The 17668-nt window shown below is 64.7% G+C and carries 22 protein-coding genes and 1 riboswitch; of the genes, 8 read left to right on the top strand and 14 right to left on the bottom strand.

The features are described 5' to 3' along the window. Window positions 1-3: 3 nt before the first annotated feature. Together proC and HYH08_RS33135 are read right to left on the bottom strand one after the other, a co-directional pair. Entirely contained in the window at window positions 4-828 is an 825-nt protein-coding gene (gene proC, locus HYH08_RS33140; RefSeq protein WP_220014023.1) for a pyrroline-5-carboxylate reductase, read from the bottom strand. Window positions 829-1011: 183 nt separating this feature from the next. Beyond that, the gene (locus HYH08_RS33135; protein ID WP_220014022.1) at window positions 1012-1512 is read right to left on the bottom strand and encodes a type III secretion system chaperone family protein; all 501 of its coding nucleotides are present in this window, start codon (window positions 1510-1512) and stop codon (window positions 1012-1014) included. A gap of 402 nt (window positions 1513-1914) precedes the next feature. Further along, window positions 1915-2091: riboswitch (FMN riboswitch) on the top strand. Window positions 2092-2166: 75 nt separating this feature from the next. Here HYH08_RS33135 and HYH08_RS33130 point away from each other — a divergent pair. After that, window positions 2167-2712 (top strand): 6,7-dimethyl-8-ribityllumazine synthase, encoded by a 546-nt coding sequence (locus HYH08_RS33130; RefSeq protein WP_220014021.1) that lies wholly within the window; start codon window positions 2167-2169, stop codon window positions 2710-2712. Window positions 2713-2821: 109 nt separating this feature from the next. On the opposite strand, the gene HYH08_RS33125 is transcribed toward HYH08_RS33130, so the two are convergent. The 8 genes from HYH08_RS33125 to HYH08_RS33090 all read right to left on the bottom strand — a co-directional run bounded on the left by HYH08_RS33125 (window position 2822) and on the right by HYH08_RS33090 (window position 10404). Further along, the gene (locus HYH08_RS33125; protein WP_220014020.1) at window positions 2822-3856 is read right to left on the bottom strand and encodes a D-alanine--D-alanine ligase family protein; all 1035 of its coding nucleotides are present in this window, start codon (window positions 3854-3856) and stop codon (window positions 2822-2824) included. Continuing rightward, complete coding sequence (locus HYH08_RS33120; protein ID WP_220014019.1) at window positions 3853-4881, bottom strand: putative zinc-binding metallopeptidase; 1029 nt, start codon at window positions 4879-4881, stop codon at window positions 3853-3855. Before HYH08_RS33120 ends, HYH08_RS33125 begins: the two co-directional genes overlap by 4 nt. Before the next feature lie 151 nt (window positions 4882-5032). Next, on the bottom strand, window positions 5033-5986 hold the full coding sequence (locus HYH08_RS33115) for a ribose-phosphate pyrophosphokinase (protein ID WP_194464375.1): 954 nt from the start codon (window positions 5984-5986) through the stop codon (window positions 5033-5035). A 194-nt stretch (window positions 5987-6180) separates the two neighbouring features. Then, on the bottom strand, window positions 6181-6789 hold the full coding sequence (locus tag HYH08_RS33110) for a hypothetical protein (RefSeq protein ID WP_220014018.1): 609 nt from the start codon (window positions 6787-6789) through the stop codon (window positions 6181-6183). Between the two features lie 119 nt (window positions 6790-6908). Further along, entirely contained in the window at window positions 6909-7676 is a 768-nt protein-coding gene (gene pgeF / locus HYH08_RS33105) for a peptidoglycan editing factor PgeF (RefSeq protein WP_220014017.1), read from the bottom strand. Beyond that, window positions 7676-8791 (bottom strand): class I SAM-dependent methyltransferase, encoded by a 1116-nt coding sequence (locus HYH08_RS33100; RefSeq protein ID WP_220014016.1) that lies wholly within the window; start codon window positions 8789-8791, stop codon window positions 7676-7678. The genes pgeF and HYH08_RS33100 overlap by 1 nt, the downstream gene beginning before the upstream one ends. Before the next feature lie 21 nt (window positions 8792-8812). Then, a complete protein-coding gene (gene lgt, locus HYH08_RS33095) occupies window positions 8813-9658 on the bottom strand; it encodes a prolipoprotein diacylglyceryl transferase (RefSeq protein ID WP_220014015.1) in 846 nt (281 codons plus the stop codon). 14 nt (window positions 9659-9672) lie between these two features. Beyond that, window positions 9673-10404 carry a dienelactone hydrolase family protein gene (locus HYH08_RS33090; protein ID WP_220014014.1) on the bottom strand — a complete coding sequence of 244 codons (732 nt, stop codon included), beginning with the start codon at window positions 10402-10404 and terminating at the stop codon, window positions 9673-9675. Window positions 10405-10632: 228 nt separating this feature from the next. Between HYH08_RS33090 and HYH08_RS33085 the strand changes: the two genes are divergently transcribed. The 4 genes from HYH08_RS33085 (at window position 10633) to ychF (ending at window position 13619) form a co-directional block, all read left to right on the top strand. Beyond that, window positions 10633-10884 (top strand): accessory factor UbiK family protein, encoded by a 252-nt coding sequence (locus HYH08_RS33085; RefSeq protein WP_220014013.1) that lies wholly within the window; start codon window positions 10633-10635, stop codon window positions 10882-10884. A gap of 252 nt (window positions 10885-11136) precedes the next feature. Next, window positions 11137-11853 (top strand): 50S ribosomal protein L25/general stress protein Ctc, encoded by a 717-nt coding sequence (locus HYH08_RS33080; RefSeq protein ID WP_220014012.1) that lies wholly within the window; start codon window positions 11137-11139, stop codon window positions 11851-11853. A 58-nt stretch (window positions 11854-11911) separates the two neighbouring features. Beyond that, window positions 11912-12517: an aminoacyl-tRNA hydrolase gene (pth, locus tag HYH08_RS33075; protein WP_220014011.1), complete on the top strand. Its 606-nt coding sequence runs from the start codon at window positions 11912-11914 to the stop codon at window positions 12515-12517. 4 nt (window positions 12518-12521) lie between these two features. Further along, the gene (ychF, locus tag HYH08_RS33070; RefSeq protein WP_220014010.1) at window positions 12522-13619 is read left to right on the top strand and encodes a redox-regulated ATPase YchF; all 1098 of its coding nucleotides are present in this window, start codon (window positions 12522-12524) and stop codon (window positions 13617-13619) included. Window positions 13620-13766: 147 nt separating this feature from the next. Here ychF and HYH08_RS33065 read toward each other — a convergent pair whose 3' ends face one another. Then, window positions 13767-14063: a DUF4282 domain-containing protein gene (locus HYH08_RS33065; protein WP_018648333.1), complete on the bottom strand. Its 297-nt coding sequence runs from the start codon at window positions 14061-14063 to the stop codon at window positions 13767-13769. Window positions 14064-14234: 171 nt separating this feature from the next. On the opposite strand from HYH08_RS33065, the gene HYH08_RS33060 reads away from it, so the two are divergent. The 3 genes from HYH08_RS33060 to HYH08_RS33050 all read left to right on the top strand — a co-directional run bounded on the left by HYH08_RS33060 (window position 14235) and on the right by HYH08_RS33050 (window position 15511). Beyond that, window positions 14235-14687: a MaoC family dehydratase gene (locus HYH08_RS33060; protein WP_220014009.1), complete on the top strand. Its 453-nt coding sequence runs from the start codon at window positions 14235-14237 to the stop codon at window positions 14685-14687. After that, complete coding sequence (locus tag HYH08_RS33055; RefSeq protein ID WP_220014008.1) at window positions 14687-15166, top strand: MaoC family dehydratase; 480 nt, start codon at window positions 14687-14689, stop codon at window positions 15164-15166. The genes HYH08_RS33060 and HYH08_RS33055 overlap by 1 nt, the downstream gene beginning before the upstream one ends. Window positions 15167-15364: 198 nt before the next feature. Then, window positions 15365-15511, top strand: coding sequence for a hypothetical protein (locus HYH08_RS33050; protein WP_212080335.1), 147 nt, complete (start codon window positions 15365-15367; stop codon window positions 15509-15511). 41 nt (window positions 15512-15552) lie between these two features. Here the strand turns inward: HYH08_RS33050 and HYH08_RS33045 are convergent, their stop codons facing one another. From HYH08_RS33045 to HYH08_RS33035, 3 genes are all read right to left on the bottom strand, one after another. After that, on the bottom strand, window positions 15553-15690 hold the full coding sequence (locus HYH08_RS33045; protein WP_164987744.1) for a hypothetical protein: 138 nt from the start codon (window positions 15688-15690) through the stop codon (window positions 15553-15555). 322 nt (window positions 15691-16012) lie between these two features. Then, a complete protein-coding gene (locus HYH08_RS33040) occupies window positions 16013-16435 on the bottom strand; it encodes a hypothetical protein (RefSeq protein WP_220014007.1) in 423 nt (140 codons plus the stop codon). Window positions 16436-16674: 239 nt separating this feature from the next. Continuing rightward, window positions 16675-17598: a hypothetical protein gene (locus HYH08_RS33035; RefSeq protein WP_220014006.1), complete on the bottom strand. Its 924-nt coding sequence runs from the start codon at window positions 17596-17598 to the stop codon at window positions 16675-16677. Window positions 17599-17668 lie beyond the last annotated feature (70 nt).

The following is a 17668-nucleotide window of genomic DNA, read 5'->3' as shown; positions in this document are numbered from 1 at the left end:
CCGCTACTTCGCCAATTCCTTCGACCGCTTCGTCGCTGCCGCAATCGCGCGGATCATGAGGTCGCGCAGGCCAGGCTCGCCCATCAGCACGCCGAGCGCGGCGGCCGTGGTGCCGCCGGGCGAGGTGACGTTCTGGCGCAGCGTGGCGGAGGGAAGCTCGGACTGGTGCAGCAATTCGCCGGAGCCGGCGACGGTTTCGCGCGCGAGCTTGGTCGCGAGCGCTTCGGGCAATCCCGCCTCGACACCGGCGCGCGCCAGCTCCTCGGCGAGCAGGAACACATAGGCCGGGCCCGAGCCCGAGACGGCGGTCACCGCGTCCATCAGGCCTTCATCCTCGACCCATTCGACCGAGCCGGTGGCGCGCAGCAGCGCATCGGCCAGCGCGCGTTGCCCGGTGCTGACAGTCTTCGCAGCGACGGCCACCGTGATGCCGCGGCCGATCGCGGCCGGCGTGTTCGGCATCGCGCGCACCACGGCGCCGCCGCAGACCTCTTCGAGCGCGGCGATCGTGGTTCCCGCCATGATCGAGACCACGGAGGTCTTCTCCGAGACGAACGATCTCAGCCTGGCGCCGGCCTCGCGGAACATCTGCGGCTTCACGGCGACGACCATCGTCTCGACAAAGCCTGCCGCCTTCGCGTCGGGATTGAGCACGACGCCCTTGGAGGCCAGCGCGGTGATTTCGGGCGAGAGATGCGGGTCGACCACGGCGACGCGGCGCGGATCGAGCCCGCCCGCCAGCCATCCGGTCAGCATCGCGCCGCCCATCTTGCCGGCGCCGGCGAGCAGGATGGTGCCGGTGATGTTTTTGAGAGTGCTGTCTGCCATCGCTGTTGCCACAAATGAAACTGTCGTCCCTGCGAATGCAGGGACCCATAACCACGATTGTTTCTAGTGGATGGAGGTGTTGGCAACAAGCACCGCACGATACGGAGAAATCACGCGGTCTGGATCCCGGATCTGCGCGCCCGGGCGCGCTTGTCCGGGACGACAGCGGAGGGGAAGGAGCGACTACGCCTCTCCCACCGTATCGAACATCGCGGCGTCCATCGCCTGCGCGGTGGTCTTGCCGGCCCACACCACGAACTGGAACGCCGGGAAGTAGCGCTCGCAGGCGTGGATGGCGCCGGCGAGCATGGCTTCGCATTGCGCGGTCGAGGCGGTGAGCCCGCCCGGCAGCACCAGGGCTTGGCGGTGCATGATCATGCCGGTGTTGGTCCAGAGATCGAAGTGCCCGACCCACAACTGCTCGTTGACGGCAGCGACGAGCCGCTGCACTTCGTTCCGCCGCGCGTGCGGAATCTTCATGTCGAACGCGCAGGCCAGATGCAGCGCCTCGATATCCCCCATCCAGGTGAAGGAGATCTGGTAGTCGGTCCACTGTCCCTTCGAGACAATGGTGAGTTCGTCTTCGCCGGAGCGTTCGAACGGCCAGTTGTTGCTGGCCGCGATATCCTCGACCACCGCCAGCGGGTGATTTCGGGAATCGATGGTGCCTTCGAGCAGGGACATGCCGTCTCGACCTCTTGCCTTCTTGTTGTCTTTGATACGCACGCGGTTGGGGCCGGCGCGCGCTCCCTACACATCGGCGATCCCCGGAGTCGCTTTCGCGATCCTTCGGATCAACGCGGCCTGTCGCGGATCAAGTGATGTGATTTGCGGAATCTGCGCAACTGGGTCCCGAGTCCGTCCACAAGCCATGACTCGTTCGTCCACAGCTCATCTCCGCCACAATCGTTAACGATTGAGAACAAACCGGAATCGGATTCCCGAAAGCAGCCAATCGTTAATTCCGCCGCGCGATGACCGAACCGCCGTGACGGTATGGGACCATGCGGTTTTTTGCTGCGGAACATGCTTGCTGCGGCCCCTCGCCGGGGTCATATTTCGGTCAGGCCGTTCATTCCGGACGGCCGATGTTCTCAGGGCGGGGTGAAAGTCCCCACCGGCGGTAAGGGCCGAAAGGCCTAAGCCCGCGAGCGCCTTCCCCCAAGGATCTTCCTGAAAAGGAATTTTGACCGAAGGGAAGGGTCAGCAGATTCGGTGCAACTCCGAAGCCGACGGTTAAAGTCCGGATGAAAGAGAACGGTCGGTGGCAGACGCATCGCAAGGTGCGGCTGTTTGTCGTTCCGTGTGCCCTGATTCTGGTCCTTTGAAGGGAAAGCCATGAATCAGATGTTGCAAGATACCCAAACCGAAACCTCCCAAACTCAACCGCCGGTTCCCGTGACCGAGCATCCGCGTTTCGCCAAGCCGCAGCGGGTGGCCTTCGTGCAGGCCTGCTGGCACCGCGACGTCGTCGAGGAGGCCCGCATCGCCTTCATGAGGGAGGCCGAGGCGCGCCACCTCACCCATGTCGACGTGTTCGAGGTGCCGGGCTCGTTCGAGATCCCGCTGCATGCGCAGGTGCTCGCCAAGACGCGGCGCTACACCGCGATCGTCGCGGCCGGCCTCGTCGTCGACGGCGGCATCTATCGCCACGAATTCGTCGCCGACACCGTGATCAAGGCGCTGATGGACGTGCAGCTCCGGACCGAGGTGCCGGTGTTCTCCGCCGTGCTGACGCCGCAGCAATTCCACGAGACCGAAGTGCACTACGATTTCTTCCGCAGGCATTTCACGATCAAGGGCATCGAGGTCGCGGCCGCCTGCGCCGAGACGTTGCATGGCCTGGAGCGTCTGCGCGGCCAGGTCGCGGCGGGGATCGTGTAGCCGCTCCTTCACACGCCGCTGATTGCCAGTCCCGCCGCCGTCCCTATGAAGTCGGCGGCGGGACGAGATCGTGCCGCTATATCGCCATGGCGGCGCAACGGCCCCCAGCTCACCCCAGCGACACGCCCGCTTTCGCCCGGCTGATCCCCAGTGTCAGGATGCGATGGAGTAAGTCCGTATATTTCAGCCCGTCATGCTGAGCCGCCGTGGCGAATTCCTGGCTCTTGGCGATTTCAGGGTTGGGGTTGGCTTCAATAAAATACGGCGTGCCGTCGGCGGCGAGACGGAAATCGATGCGCGCGTAGCCGTCGAGGCCGAGCGCGCGGTAGATGCGCTTAGCGGCGCGCTGGATGCGCGCGGTGACCTCGGGCGCAAGGTCTTTCGCAGGCCCGTCGACGATGCCGAGCTTCTCCTGATAGTCGGTGTCGTGCTTGGCCTTTTCGGTCGCGATGTGCCGTGAGCTGCGGCCGCCCATGTTGCCGAATTTCAGCTCCCACACCGGCAGCACGCGCAGCCGGTTGTTGCCGAGCACGCCGACATAGAGCTCGCGCCCCTCGATGAACTGCTCGGCGATGGCAGCGGTCTCGATCCGCTCATGGATGAAGGCGACGCGCTCGGCGAGCTTCTCGTCGGTGTCGACGATGGAGGCCTGGGAAATGCCGGCAGATCCATCCATGTTCAGGGCCTTGACGATCAGCGGCAGCGCGAGATGCTTCGGCCGCTTCACCTTGCGGCGCATAGGAAAGACCGCGAAGGCGGGCGCTGCGATGCGGCGGTGGTGCACCAGCGTCTTCGACAAATCCTTGCCCCGCGCCAGGATCAGGCCGCGCGGATTGCAGCCGGTATAAGGCACCTTCATCAACTCGAGATAGCTGGCGATGTGCTGGTCGTAGGCGACGTTGTTGTGGAATTCCTCGAGCAGCGTGAACACCACGTGCGGCTTGAACTGCTCGATGGCTTCGCGGATCGGCCTGATTTCCTCCTGCGCGCCGAGCACGCGAACCTCATGTTTGGCTGCGCGCAGGGTACTGACGACGTCGTATTCCGTTTTCCAGTTGTTGATCTCCTGCGGCGTGTAGCCATCGGAGGAGTCCGGAGGCAGGAAGTCCGGATGCATCAACACGAGAATGCGGAGCCGTCTCATAGCGCGATCCATTTGCGCCGAGACGGGCCAAACAGCGCGTGCATCGTCTTGGCGGTCACGAGGACAGTGAAATCGAGAACGAGCTTCTGTTCGGGGCCGACTGCGCGCAGATCGAGCTCGCGGCAGCGGGAGATCATGTCGTCGAGCACGGCATCGAGCGTGAGCTGGTTCTCGCCCGTCCACCGCGCGACCAGCTGCCTGATCTGGGCCCGGTGCCGCCGGATCAGGGCCGAAGCCGGCTTTGACCGGTGATGCCGTGGATCGGCGGAAAACAACCGGGAGAGATCGCGGTCATAGGTCTTCGGTGGGGTGAAGGCGTAGAACGCCTGCTTCTTCTTGTAATGGTCGGCGAGCGTCTGTCTGAGCTTGCCGAGGGGATCGACACGCTCGCGTGTCGTGATCTCCGGCCGCTTGCCTGCGATCTCGCCCATCAGCTCGTCAACATATTCGAGCTTCCTCAGTGCCGGCCAGCCTTCATACCGCGTCCGCCAGTTCGAGCGCGGCCGCAGCCACACTGCAAAGGTCTCGGCGAAATCCTCGTCCGGATGACTCTGCGCGTACCACAGCCGGAGGTGCTGGACGTAGCGCCGGCTCGCGGGATTGGGCCGGTAGTAGCGCGGGTAATGTTTCGACGACGGTCCGAACAATTGCTGCCAGCGCCGGCGCCGCTGCAACTGAAAGCCGTGCTGGATGGCGTGGCCCGCCTCGTGACGGAGGATGGCCATGCACTCGCGCCAGGTCCCCCCCTCGACGTCGAACATCATCTTCTTCTCGAGCTTCATCAGGCGCGGATGGGCGAGATAGAAGGGGATGGCGATGCCGGGCACGCCGCCCGGACTGAACCACTCGCTCGAGATCCAGGTGTGCGGCTTGAGCCGGATGCCGCGCTCCTCCAGTTCCTCGTTAAGCGTGGCGACGCAGTCCTCGAGCCAGGTGCCTTCGACGGTGACCCTGAGGCTGCTCAGGCGTTGCTGCAGCAGCTCGTCGTCCGACAGCTTTTCCCAAGCGAATGTCCGGCGCGGCATCAGGGACCCAGGAAGTGACTCGGTGTCACGATGATGTCATGGGCGGTGGCCAGCAACAACCCATGGGGCTGAGGCTGCTGTCACGCGTCGTGAGGAACGGGAGACGCTCGCACTCCCTCGCCCCGCAAGCGGGGAGAGGCGAAGAAGAAAACTAATCGAACAGGCTCGACACCGACTCTTCCGCTGCGGTGCGCGCGATGGCGTCGGAGATCAGGCTGGCGATCGGCAGTGTGCGGATGTTCGGAGCCTTGGTCACCGCCTCGGTCGGCAGGATCGAGTCGGTGATCACGAGCTCCTTCAGCCTGGAGCCGGCGATACGGGCCGCGGCGCCGCCGGAGAGCACGCCGTGGGTGATGTAGGCGTAGACGTCCTTGGCGCCCTTGGCGATCAGCGCGTCGGCCGCGTTCACCAGCGTGCCGCCGGAGTCCACGATGTCGTCGACCAGAATGCAGCTGTAACCGGAGACGTCGCCGATCACATTCATGACTTCGGATTCACCCGGACGCTCGCGGCGCTTGTCGACGATCGCGAGCGGGGTGTTGATGCGCTTGGCGAGGCCGCGGGCGCGGGCCACGCCGCCGACGTCGGGCGAGACCACCATCACCTTGCCGAGGTCGAAACGTTCGCGGATGTCGCGCACCATCAGCGGGGCCGCGAACAGATTGTCGGTCGGGATGTCGAAGAAGCCCTGGATCTGGCCGGCATGCAGGTCGAGCGTCATGACGCGGTCGACGCCGGCATGGGTGATCAGATTGGCGACGAGCTTGGCCGAGATCGGGGTGCGCGAGCCGGAGCGGCGGTCCTGCCTGGCATAGCCGAAATAGGGGATCACGGCGGTGATGCGGCGCGCCGAGGAGCGGCGCAGCGCGTCGGTGATGATCAGCAGCTCCATCAGATTGTCGTTGGCCGGAAACGACGTCGACTGGATGATGAAGGCGTCCGAGCCGCGGATGTTCTCCTGAACCTCGACGAAGATTTCCATGTCTGCGAAGCGCCGGACCACTGCCTTGGTCAGCGGCATGTCGAGGCCCTGCGCGATGGCCTGGGCGAGAGCCGGATTGGAATTGCCGGCGACGAGCTTGATGGAGCCGTTCTTGGCCGACATGGACGCTTCCTCCCGCGCTTTGCTGGATACGACGTTCAACATCAGAGAATACCCACAGGCAGCACGGTTACGACGGGCGAGGAAATATCAGGCCGGGGCGTGCGATGGCAACCCGGGATGCTACGTTTTCCCTCTGAAAATCCTGAGTCTGGCCAACGGCTTGGCCGCAAGTTGAGCCCGTGGTTTAGCGGGGGTTAGCGCTCGGCATAGCCGAGCGCGGAGGCCGGCATATCCGCCGCCTCCGGAATCATGCTTGCCACCGCCGGTCCCCGCAGGCCCGGAACGGCGCTCGGAGCATCCGGTGTGCCGTTGATCATGTTGGAAAGTCCGCTGAATCCGGCCTGGGCGATCTTCCGCAGCACGAGGTCGTCGGCGGCAGACCAGGGATCGCGGCCGCCCTTGGCCGAGGTCGGTTCCTCGCCGGACAGGCGCAGCGCCCGCTGCTGGTTGGCGTCATAGACGTCCCAGACCCAGGCGATCACGGTCTTGCCGCGCACCACCTGGGCGGAGAGGTAGCTGCGCACGCGATAGGCAGCCGAGCCCTCGCGGGAGACCACGGACAGGCTGCGCAGCTTGGATTCGCTGTCGAGCACGCCGACCATGCGGTCGAACACCTGTGGCGGCGGGCCGTCGATCGATTCGAAGGCGACCGTCGCCCCGGAGCCGGCGCTCGGCGCCATCGCGTAAGAGTTGGCGGCACTGCCGCCGCCGGCGCAGCCGCCAAGCGCGGCCGCCGCCGCCAGCAGCATGACCGCCAGCACGCGCGAACCCGCGCGGCGCAAGATGGATGACGCTTCCCTCATTGAGGGCAGCGATATCGTTAAAATCGATTAAGGTCTAGGGCAGGCACGACACAGATCCGAGGCATTGCGGGCGCGATATTTGTGCATCGCTCTGGAATGAAACGACGTTGCCTGTGTGTTCACGCTTCGAGCGCGATCGCGTGAACGTGCCGGCCGTAGTCCGGCTCCTTGCGGTGCACCGAGCGGCGATAGCTGAAGAAGCGTTCGTCGGCGTAGGTATCGAGGCCGAGGTCGTCGATCATCAAAATGCCGGCGGCCTCCAGCCGCTTGCGGATGAAGCCGGCGAGATCGAACATCGCGTGACCCTCGCGCACCGACGGGATGAAGAACATGGCGTTGTCCGCATCCGCCTCGATGAAGCGCACCACGAACTCGTTGCCGACCTCGTAGCTGTCCTGCCGGATCAAGGGGCCGATCGCAGCGATGATGCCGCTGCGCGTGGCGCCGAGCTTTTCCATCGCAGAGATGGTGGATTCCAGCACGCCGGTCAGCGCGCCCTTCCAGCCGGCATGCGCACCGCCGATCACGCGCGCAGTGGGATCGACGAACAGCACCGGGCCGCAATCGGCGGCGGAGACGCCGAGCGCGATGCCGGGCGTCTTCGTCACCAGTGCATCACCCTTCGGCCGCGGTGCGCTTGGCCACGGTGTCTCGGCAACGAGCACGTCGGGCGAATGGATCTGGTGCAGGCTGAGGAAGCGCTCCGGCGCAACGCCGACATGCTCGGCCATGCGGCGGCGGTTCTCCGTGACGTGGGACTGATCGTCGTTGGAGCCGAGCCCGCCGTTCAGCGCGGCATAGATGCCATTGGAGACGCCGCCTTCACGGGTGAAGAAGGCATGGCGCAGGCCGGGCACCGCCGACAGCAGCGACGAGGTGAGTGTCATCAATTGCCTCCGGCCCGTTCGAGATCGCTGAGGCCTGCAATGCCTGTCAGCCGCGGCTCGGAGATGCCGAGCACCTTGAACATCGATCCCATGCCGCCGCGCCCCGTATCGGTCAGCCGCTTCAGCGCCACGGAAATGTCGGTGGCGACTTCAGGCGTCGCCTTCGCCATCAGCGCGGCGGCACGCGTATCGATGCCGACGCGCTTGAGGAAATCGCCTTGCGTGACCGGTCCGTGCACCCGGGCGCCGACATCTTCGGCGGCCCGCGCGAGCGCCTGGAAGTCGACATGAGCGGTGACATCGGCCTGGCCCGGCGCCTTCAGGGGATCGGTGAAGGTGTGACGCGCGATCGCCTGGAAGGTGTCGCCGGCATCGCTGCGCAGATGTCCGTAGTCGATGATCAATGCCGCGCCGTCCTGGTCGCGCACGCGCCTCGCAAGCTTCATGATCTCGCCGTCGGGGCGCCATTCGAACACCGCGCCGACGGGTGCGGCGCGCACCAGGGGCGGCAGCAGCACGTCGAAGCGCGGCGTCGGTTCGGCGGCTGTGCCGAACTGAAGCTTGCCGTTGGGATCGATCTCGATCACGCGCTCATGCCAGCCGTTTTCAAGCTTCACCATCTGGTGGATCGGCAGCACGTCGAAATATTCGTTGGCAAGGATAATGCTCGGTCCCTCGGGCACGTCGTCGATGCTGTCGTGCCAGGCGATGTTGCGCACGCCCGACAGCGTCGCGCTCTGCCGCTCGCGCAGCACCGGGTTGACCTCGACCAGATGGATGCTCAGCGCCTGGTAAAGCGGTGGCAGCACGCGGAGTGCACGCAGCGCATCCGCCATCATGGTGCCGCGGCCGGGGCCGAGCTCGATCAGCCGCAAAAACTGCGGCGAGCCCATCTGCTTCCACACCGAGGCGGTCCACAGGCCCAGGAGCTCGCCGAACATCTGGCTGACCTCGGGCGACGTGGTGAAGTCGCCTTCACGCCCGAGCGGATCGCGCGAGATGTAGTAGCCAAAGCGCGGATGCATCAGGCACAGTTCCATGTACCGCCAGACCGGCATGGGACCTGAGGATTTGATCAGCGCCTTGATCTCGTCGAGTAGCGGCTGGTCGGTCACGGCGTGCTTTCTCGAAATGAATTAACTGACGGCCTCGATCGGCTTCGGCGCCCCGCGCCGCACTGCCAATACAATAAGTATGAGGCCTACAATAAGCATCGGGATCGACAACAGCATGCCCATGGTTAACCCGCCCCAGAGGAAGCCGAGCTGGGCGTCCGGCTCGCGGAAATGCTCGCCGGCGATCCGGGTCAGGCCATAGATCAGGATGAAGCTGCCAAGGATCATGCCGGGCCGCTTCAGCGCCCCGAAGCGGATCATGATCGCGAGCACGGTGAACAGCAAAATGCCTTCCATGCCGGCTTCGTAGAGCTGGCTCGGATGGCGCGGCAGCTGGGTCGGGTCATTGGGGAAGATCATCGCCCAGGGCAGCTCGGGGTCGGTGGCGCGGCCCCACAATTCGCCGTTGATGAAATTGGCAATGCGCCCGAGCAGCAGCCCGACCGGTGCGACGGCGGTGGTGATGTCGCCCAGCGACAGGATCGGGATGCGGCTGCGCCAGGCGAACCACATCACCGCGACGACGCAGCCGAGGAAGCCCCCATGGAAGGACATGCCGCCCTCCCACAATTTGAAGATCGCCGCCGGGTTCTGGATGAAGAACGGCAAATTGTAGAACAGCACATAGCCGGTGCGGCCGCCGAGGATGATGCCGAGCGTGACCCAAAGGATGAAATCGTCGATCTGCACCAGCGACATCGGCGCCGGCCCGCCCCACAGGCGCTCTTTCTTCAGCAACGAGCGCGCATAGAGCCAGCCGAACACGATGCCGCTGATATAGGCGAGCGCATACCAGCGGATCGCGAAGGGGCCGATCTCGAGGGCAATGGGCTTGAACTTGGGGAAGTCGATCAGCAGAGGAAGCATCAGGCCTTCTACGTCTAGACGAGATTGCGGCGATAGAGCGCCAGCAGACGCTCCCAGTGCCGTTCGGCGGCGTCGCGGTCGTAGACCGGGCGCTTGGGAAACGCAAAACCGTGATGCGTGCCGGGATAGATCTCGACCTCGGCTTTCGCGCCGCTCATGCCCTGCTTGACCTTCTCGATGATTTCGGCCGGGGCATAGATGTCGGTCTCGGCGCAGGCGAAATAGAGCTCGGCCCTGGTCTTGCCGGCGGCGAGATGCGGGCTGTTGTCTTCGTCGGTTGCCAGATGCGTGCCGTAGATCGACGCGGCCGCCTTGACGCGATCGGCAAAATGGGTGGCTGCGTTGACGGCGTAGCGGCCGCTCATGCAGTAGCCAACGGTGCCGACGATTTTCGTGTTCGCAGCCGGCTGGCCCTCGGCATAGGTGAGCAGTGCCCTGGTATCGTCCATGACCATGGGAATGTTGATCGAGGCCATCAGCGCGAACATGCGCTTGCGTTCGGGTGCATTCGGATCGGCCGGCAGCGCGCCGAGCTCCATCACGCCGGAGCGGTAGTAGAGGTTCGGCAGCATCACGTAATAGCCCGAGGTCGCAAGGCGCCGCGCCATGTCGCGCAGCTCTTCGCGGATCGCCGGCGCATCCATGTAGAACAGGATGACCGGAAACGGCCCGCCGCGTTCGGGATGGGTGATGAAGGTTGCGGTGTGGCCGTCCTTGGTCGGGATCGCGATCTGCTGGTCGATCATCTCGTGCTCTTTCTGATTCTTGTTAGGCCGGGACGTTGAATACGATTGCAAGGAAACCGGTTCATGACAAGGATACCGCCGCTTCACCCTTGAACCATCGGGTGCGGATTGCCATTGTCTTTTCGCGTGTTCGCGCAAAGTTTATGCTGAGGCCGCCAAGAGAACGATCAAGAGAACGATCAAGAGAACGATCAAGAGAACGATCAAGAGACCGATCAGGAGACCGACATGACCCAGACCAACAACCGGTTTTTCGACGAGATCGGCCGCCTGATGAACGACGCCGCCGGCGCCGCCCAGGGCGTCAAGCGCGAGTTCGATACCGTGATGCGCAACCAGGCCGAGAAATTCCTGCGCGACATGGACCTCGTCAAGCGCGAGGAATTCGAGGCGGTCAAGGACATGGCCCGCCTGGCGCGCGAGGAGAACGAGGCCCTGAAAGCGCGGATTGCGGCGCTGGAGGCCAAGCTCGGGGGATAGACACGGGTCCCGTAGCCCGGATGGAGCGAAGCGAAATCCGGGGAGCTAGGCCTGCGGAACAAACTCCGGATTGCGCTCCGCTCCATCCGGGCTACCGGTACCTACCGCCAGCCCATTCTCCTTGTCATTTCCGCATCTTCCGGGTAAAAGCCCGCCACGTTCGCGGCCCCCGCACCCCTGGAGGCTTGCTGCGAGCTATGCCATGGGCCGCGCTGCGGCCCATTAACTTTTGCAAAAACAAGGACTTAGACTATGGCGACGACCGTCAAGGAATTGAAGGCGACCGCACGTCCGAAGAGCGGCAAGGGGGCCGCCCGGGCTGAGCGTCGCGCCGGGCGCGTGCCCGGAGTGATCTATGGCAACAACCAGCCCCCCGTCACGATCTCGATCGAAGATCGCGAACTGCGCCAGCGCATCCTCGCCGGCCGGTTCCTGACCACGCTGGTGGACATCGATCTCGAGGGCAAGAAGCACCGCGTGATTCCGCGCGACTATCACCTCGATCCGGTCAGGGATTTCCCGATCCACGTGGACTTCATGCGGCTCGGCGAAGGCGCCACCATCCGCATCAGCGTTCCCTTGCATGTCGTGAAGTCGGAATCCTCCCCGGGCGTGAAGCGCGGCGGCACCGTCAACATCGTCGCGCACGCCATCGAGCTCGAATGCGGTGTCGAGAGCATTCCGCAGTACATCGAGGCTGACGTCGGCACGCTCGAAATCGGTCACTCGCTGCATCTGTCGGACGTCAAGCTGCCGGCCGGCGTGAAGGCGCTGACCCGCGAGGACGCGACCCTCGTCACCATCGTGCCGCCGTCCGGCTACGCCGAAGAGCAGAAGGCTGCGGCTGCTGCGGCGGCTCCGGGTGCTGCTGCGGCTGCTCCGGCGGCAGGCGCTGCGGCTCCGGCTGCAGGCGCTGCTGCACCGGCTGCTGCTGCCAAGGCTCCTGCCGGCGGCGACAAGAAGAAGTAATCTCTCAAAGCTGGCGCGCGGTCTTTGATCGCGCGCCGAGCGAGGGGCGCGCCGCGTCATGCGACTTTTTGTTGGGCTCGGCAATCCCGGCGCGAAATACGCACGTAACCGGCACAATATCGGCTTCATGGCCGTCGACGAAATCGCGCGGCGCCACAGCTTTTCGCCGTGGCGCCGTCGCTTTCAGGGCGAGACCTCGGAAGGTACGCTCGGACCTGAGCGCGTCATCCTGCTCAAGCCCACGACCTATATGAACGACTCCGGACGCGCGGTGCAGGAAGCCGCAAGCTTCTTCAAGATCGCGCCGGGTGACGTCACCGTGTTCCACGACGAGCTCGAACTGCCGCCGGGCAAGGTGCGGGTGAAGATCGGCGGCGGCATCGCTGGCCACAACGGCCTGCGCTCGATCTCGGCGCATATCGGCAACGACTATCGCCGTGTCAGGCTCGGGATCGGTCATCCCGGCGTCAAGGAACTGGTGCACGGCCACGTGCTGTCGGACTTCGCCAAGGCCGACAACGACTGGGTGACGACGCTGTGCGATGCGGTCGCCGAGCACGCGGCACTGGTCGCCAAGGGCACGGACGCGACCTTCGCCAACAGGGTGCATCTCGCGATGCAGGCGAAGGGATTTTTGACCAAGGACGAGAACGGCAAGGAATAGGCTCGTGGGATTCAAATGCGGAATCGTCGGACTGCCCAATGTCGGCAAGTCGACCTTGTTCAATGCGCTGACCGAGACGGCCGCGGCGCAGGCCGCGAACTATCCGTTCTGCACCATCGAGCCGAATGTCGGTGAGGTCGCGGTGCCGGACCCGCGGCTGGACAAGCTCGCGGCGATCGCCAAATCCGGCCAGATCATCCCGACCCGGCTGACCTTCGTCGACATCGCCGGCCTCGTGCGCGGCGCCTCCAAGGGTGAAGGCCTCGGCAACCAGTTTTTGGCCAACATCCGCGAGGTCGACGCCATCGCGCATGTCGTGCGCTGCTTCGAGGATTCCGACATCACCCATGTCGAGGGCAAGATCGCACCGCTCGCCGATATCGAGACCATCGAGACCGAGCTCATGCTCGCCGATCTCGACAGCCTCGAGAAGCGTGTCGACAACCTGACCAAGAAAGCCAAGGGCAACGACAAGGACGCCAAGGAGCAGCTCGACCTCGTCAACCGCACGCTGGTGCTGCTGCGCGAAGGCAAGCCCGCGCGCCTGGTCGAGCGCAAGGCGGAGGAGGAGCGTGCCTTCGGCATGCTCGGCCTGCTGTCGTCAAAACCCGTGCTTTACGTTTGCAACGTCGAGGAAGGCTCGGCCGCGACCGGCAATTCGTTCTCCAAGGCGGTGCAGGACCAGGCCGCCAAGGAAGGCGCCGTCGCCGTCGTCATCTCCGCCAAGATCGAATCCGAGATTGCCACCATCTCGCGCGAAGAGCGCGCCGACTTCCTGGAGACGCTGGGTCTCGAAGAGGCCGGCCTCGATCGCCTGATCCGCGCCGGCTACACGCTGCTCGACCTCATCACCTATTTCACGGTGGGCCCAAAGGAAGCGCGCGCCTGGACCATCCATCGCGGCACTAAGGCGCCGGCGGCAGCCGGTGTGATCCACACCGACTTCGAGAAAGGCTTCATCCGCGCCGAGACTATCGCGTATGAGGATTACGTCGCGCTCGGCGGCGAAGCCGGTGCCCGCGATGCCGGCAAGCTGCGCCTCGAAGGCAAGGAATACGTCGTCGCCGACGGCGACGTGATGCATTTCCGGTTTAATACTTAGCGCGCATCTCGTGCCCCGGACGCAGCGCAGCGCTTCTTCAGCGGTGCGCTGCAGAGCCGGGGCCCAGAAGTCTTGATTGCCGACGCATGGGTCCCGGCTCTGCGTCGCGTCATTCCATGCCGCGCCGCGTCCGGGACACGAGAGCCGTCACCGCATCCCGCCGCCTTGATCCCTGATCGCGCCGAGATGCTCGTTGATGCGGAATACGATCAGGATCAGCTCCGCGACGATGCGCGAGAACACGATTCCAACGACGACGCTCGCGATCGAGGACAGCAGCACCAGGAAGCCGCCGAACGGGCTGATCGCCATCGCTGCTAACCCTGAGAAAATGCCGGAGAGGCCGAACAGGCAGATCAGCGCGATCACCAGCCAGTAGAAGGTCTTGATGATGGTCGGCGTGATGAAGCGGTCCCATTGGAACAGGTCGCTGAATGAAAACATTGCTCTCCCCAAAGGCAACATCGAGCCTTCAAATTCGGGCTTCGGTCCCCGGTTCGCCCGACTCAAGACCAAACCCGCCGCGTCCTATGTAGCACGAGCCATGCGGGCCGGCGGGTTGAGATTGCCGCAAAGTGCGGCCACAATCTGTCATTCCCTCCAAGCTTTCCCAAGATGACCCTGACCTTCGAAGATTTCCCGCCCGGCCGTTTCGGAACATTCGGCCCGCGCCACGTCACCCGCGACGAGATCTTGGCCTTTGCCGCCGAGTTCGATCCGCAGCCGATGCACCTCGACGAGGACGCCGCCAGCAAGAGCATGCTGCGCGGCCTGTCCGGCTCGGGCTGGCACCTCTGCTCGCTGATGATGCGGATGATGGCCGACGGCTTCATCACCCGCGCCGCATCGCTGGGATCTCCGGGGGTCGACGAGGTGCGCTGGCTGTCGCCGCTCAGGCCCGGCGACGACCTGACGCTCGATGTCGACGTGCTGGAGGCGCGTACCTCGAAGAGCCGCCCCGAACTCGGCATCGTCAAGTTCAAGTGCACCGTGCGCAACGCGGCGGGGCAGACTCTCGCCGAGATGACCTCGCCGATCCTGATCAAGCGGCGCGAGGGAGCGGCCTGATGAAATTCTTCGACGACATCGCCATCGGCCAGCGCCGCGAGATCGGCGCCTATACCTTCACGGCGGAGTCCATCAAGACGTTCGCCGAAAAGTTCGATCCGCAGCGCTTTCACCTCGACGAGGAGGAAGGCAAGAACTCGCTGTTCGGCGGGCTCGCCGCCTCCGGCTGGCATGTCGGCTCGGCCTGCATGAGTCTGCTTGTCGCCGACGGCCAGCGCCTGGCGCGGGAAGCCGCCTCGCGAGGCGAGGAGGTCGCGGTGTGGGGCCCGTCGCCCGGCTTTCGCGATCTGCGCTGGATCAGGCCGGTGCTCGCCGGCGACACGATTTCTTACGTCAACGTCGTCATCGACAAGCGCACCTCGGCCTCGCGCCCCGGCTGGGGCATTCTGACCGCCCGCACCACCGGCACCAATCAGCGCGGCGAAGAGGTCTATTCCATCACCGCCAGCGCCTTCGTGCCGATGCGCGCGAAGGCTTAGATCTGTTCCAGGATGAACGGACGAAATGAGCGGCGAGTGTTGCCCGCGCGCTATGGACGCGATTCCGGGCGGCTGCCATAAGCCTGCGCAACATGGTTATCCGCGAGCTAATCGCGCGGAACCATCGAGTTGCTAACCAATTATGAACCTGTCGCTGTCTATTTGAAACGAATTGGCAGAGTACAGGGGACGAGGACCATGGCTGACCGCGGCGCACTCAAGTTTGTTGGATTTATCTTCGCGACCGCGACGCTGGCCGTGATGCTGGTCGCCGGCATGGTGGTGAAAGGCTATGCCGACGGCGCCTACACCCTGGAAGCCTCGACCGTCGACGCCAGCCGTTAACGGCTCGTTAACTCTTGGGGGCCGCGCGCGGCCCTCCACCCTCAGCGGCTATAGACGAACGCCAGCACCGCGATCGCAACCGCCAGCAATCCGACAAAGCGCAGCATGATCGTGCCGAACTGGTTTGGCGCGGGCCGCATCGGTATCGGGTCCGTGGTGTCGGGCCGAATGCTTTCCATCTGAATGTCCCCCGGCCCGGCCGTCGTTGGCACGGGCGCCTGGCGTTGGTCGAAGCGAAGGGGTGGTCGGTTCAATAGTGAACTCTCGGCGGGATGCGCAACTGCTGCCCAATCCTCCGCTGTCATGCCCCGCGAAGGCGGGGCATCCAGTACGCCGCGGCCTCTCGGTTCTAGCCTCGCTGCCTCTGGAATACTGGATCACCCGCTTTCGCGGGTGATGACACCTGTCTTGAGGAGTAGGACGTGCGCTCTCAAGCACCCAGAATCAAAACCGCCGCGCTCCTTCCGGAACGCGGCGGCCGGTGATGCTTGGCGGCAGTGCTTAGCTATTCCGCAGGCCGTCGGCGGCGCGCTTCCACTGCGAGACGTTGTCGGCGATCATGCGGGTCGACTTCATCGCGGCCTGGCTGAGCTGGGCGTAGCCGGAGATCTCGCGCTGGACGCGCTGGCCTTCGGCATGGAGTAGGTCGCGCAGGCTCTCGAGCTCGGAGATCAGGTTCTCGATCTCGGCGAGCGAGGTGCCGGCGACGCGCTGGATCAGCGAGTTGACGTTGTTGACGGTGGCTTCCGCGCTCGGATCGAGCGGCGGCGCGTCGCTGGTCGATGCGGCCGGACGGCGCAGATAGGCGATGTCATTGCGGACGAAGTCGCGGATGCCGGCTTCGACTTCCGTCACCGCGGCGAGATTGCTGTCGACGGTTTCGGTCTCGGCGGCTTCGATCTTTTCCGGACGAATGGCGTTCATCGGTGTTCCCCTGTTCGCGTTGAGCGCAGCGCGAGTGTCCCCCGCACGACGAATTCGGTCACCCGACTAGGGCGTCGGATTTTGACCGCAACTTGGCCGAGATACGGCAAGGGCAGACGATTCGGGGGCTTTGCCGTGGCGTATGGTTAGGAGAGTCTAAACACCGCCGCAGTGGCGTGATTGCGCGGCTCGACCGGTGCTTCACTCTCTCGCCCCGCAAGCGGGGCGAGGTAAGAAAGCTACCAGCTCTTCTTGAAGCCGGCGGTCACGCTCTTGTTGATCGTGCCTTGCGAGGTCTCGCCGACCGAGCCGGAGACGGTGACGTTGTCGAACAGCTTCTGCTCGGCGCCGACCTTGCGCAGCCATTTGTCGTCGGTGGTCGATAGGGTCTGGCCAGCGGTGATGCTGGTGCCGGTGTCGGTAATGGTGACCTTGGCGGACTGGTCGGTGCCGTAATTGCGGGTGACGTGGCCGCCGACGCCGGGGAGGGCGGTCGTGCCCTGCTGGTTGACGCTGTAGCCGTTCTGCAAGGTCAACTGCGTGTCGCCCGTCAGCGGCACCGATTTGGTCAGCGAGGCTCCGAGCTTGCTTTGTTCGGAGCCGGGATCGACGCGCGCTTCGACCGCGGTTTTGTCCCAGATCGCACCCGCGCCCGGCGCGGTCGCGGCCGCCCAGGCGCTGCCGGAGGATTGCGGCAGGTTGCCGCCATTGGCGGCTTTCTGTGCCAGCAGTTCGGACATCGTCCGGGGCTCGCTCGCAACAGTCATGTCGGCGCCGATCCGCGTGTCCCAGAACTCGAACACCGATTGCTTCACGGTCACCGCCGACGAGCCGTTGGTGTTGGTGTTCGACGACCAGGCCAGGCCACTATTGGCGGCCGCCTGGGCGCGCTTCTTGGCGGCGATGATGTCGTTGGGCGTGCCGGCGTCGATGGCGAGCTGGCTCCAGTCGAGCTTGTCGACGTCGATGCCTCTCATGATGTCGGGATCGTTGGCGCTGGGGGCCTCCGCCGTCTCGGCCTCGTCGTCGTCCGGCACGGCTGCCGCGGAGGGGGCGGGGGAGAAGGGCGGAATGATCTGCGCCTGTAACGTCAGCACCGAGCCCAGAATGAACGCAGCCGCCAGCGGCAGCCTGGTCCAGCCAAAACCTGTCTTGAATTCCATTGCCTTGCCCGCGAGCCCAGTTCGCGCACGATGCGGAACTATCGTTGCGAAATTGTGGCGCCGTCCCTAG

The organism is Bradyrhizobium sp. BR 10289, from assembly GCF_019455385.1.
Classification (GTDB): domain Bacteria; phylum Pseudomonadota; class Alphaproteobacteria; order Rhizobiales; family Xanthobacteraceae; genus Bradyrhizobium.
The sequence above is the reverse complement of the archived record's forward strand: the minus strand, read 5'-3'. Positions and strand labels throughout refer to the sequence as shown.

Bases quoted from the DNA above. Each gene is read 5' to 3' on its own strand.
- proC (WP_220014023.1), bottom strand. From the start codon at position 828: ATGGCAGACAGCACTCTCAAAAACATCACCGGCACCATCCTGCTCGCC.
- HYH08_RS33135 (WP_220014022.1), bottom strand. From the start codon at position 1,512: ATGTCCCTGCTCGAAGGCACCATCGATTCCCGAAATCACCCGCTGGCG.
- HYH08_RS33130 (WP_220014021.1), top strand. From the start codon at position 2,167: ATGAATCAGATGTTGCAAGATACCCAAACCGAAACCTCCCAAACTCAA.
- HYH08_RS33125 (WP_220014020.1), bottom strand. From the start codon at position 3,856: ATGAGACGGCTCCGCATTCTCGTGTTGATGCATCCGGACTTCCTGCCT.
- HYH08_RS33120 (WP_220014019.1), bottom strand. From the start codon at position 4,881: ATGCCGCGCCGGACATTCGCTTGGGAAAAGCTGTCGGACGACGAGCTG.
- HYH08_RS33115 (WP_194464375.1), bottom strand. From the start codon at position 5,986: ATGTCGGCCAAGAACGGCTCCATCAAGCTCGTCGCCGGCAATTCCAAT.
- HYH08_RS33110 (WP_220014018.1), bottom strand. From the start codon at position 6,789: ATGAGGGAAGCGTCATCCATCTTGCGCCGCGCGGGTTCGCGCGTGCTG.
- pgeF (WP_220014017.1), bottom strand. From the start codon at position 7,676: ATGACACTCACCTCGTCGCTGCTGTCGGCGGTGCCCGGCCTGCGCCAT.
- lgt (WP_220014015.1), bottom strand. From the start codon at position 9,658: ATGCTTCCTCTGCTGATCGACTTCCCCAAGTTCAAGCCCATTGCCCTC.
- HYH08_RS33090 (WP_220014014.1), bottom strand. From the start codon at position 10,404: ATGATCGACCAGCAGATCGCGATCCCGACCAAGGACGGCCACACCGCA.
- HYH08_RS33085 (WP_220014013.1), top strand. From the start codon at position 10,633: ATGACCCAGACCAACAACCGGTTTTTCGACGAGATCGGCCGCCTGATG.
- HYH08_RS33080 (WP_220014012.1), top strand. From the start codon at position 11,137: ATGGCGACGACCGTCAAGGAATTGAAGGCGACCGCACGTCCGAAGAGC.
- pth (WP_220014011.1), top strand. From the start codon at position 11,912: ATGCGACTTTTTGTTGGGCTCGGCAATCCCGGCGCGAAATACGCACGT.
- HYH08_RS33065 (WP_018648333.1), bottom strand. From the start codon at position 14,063: ATGTTTTCATTCAGCGACCTGTTCCAATGGGACCGCTTCATCACGCCG.
- HYH08_RS33060 (WP_220014009.1), top strand. From the start codon at position 14,235: ATGACCCTGACCTTCGAAGATTTCCCGCCCGGCCGTTTCGGAACATTC.
- HYH08_RS33055 (WP_220014008.1), top strand. From the start codon at position 14,687: ATGAAATTCTTCGACGACATCGCCATCGGCCAGCGCCGCGAGATCGGC.
- HYH08_RS33050 (WP_212080335.1), top strand. From the start codon at position 15,365: ATGGCTGACCGCGGCGCACTCAAGTTTGTTGGATTTATCTTCGCGACC.
- HYH08_RS33045 (WP_164987744.1), bottom strand. From the start codon at position 15,690: ATGGAAAGCATTCGGCCCGACACCACGGACCCGATACCGATGCGGCCC.
- HYH08_RS33040 (WP_220014007.1), bottom strand. From the start codon at position 16,435: ATGAACGCCATTCGTCCGGAAAAGATCGAAGCCGCCGAGACCGAAACC.
- HYH08_RS33035 (WP_220014006.1), bottom strand. From the start codon at position 17,598: ATGGAATTCAAGACAGGTTTTGGCTGGACCAGGCTGCCGCTGGCGGCT.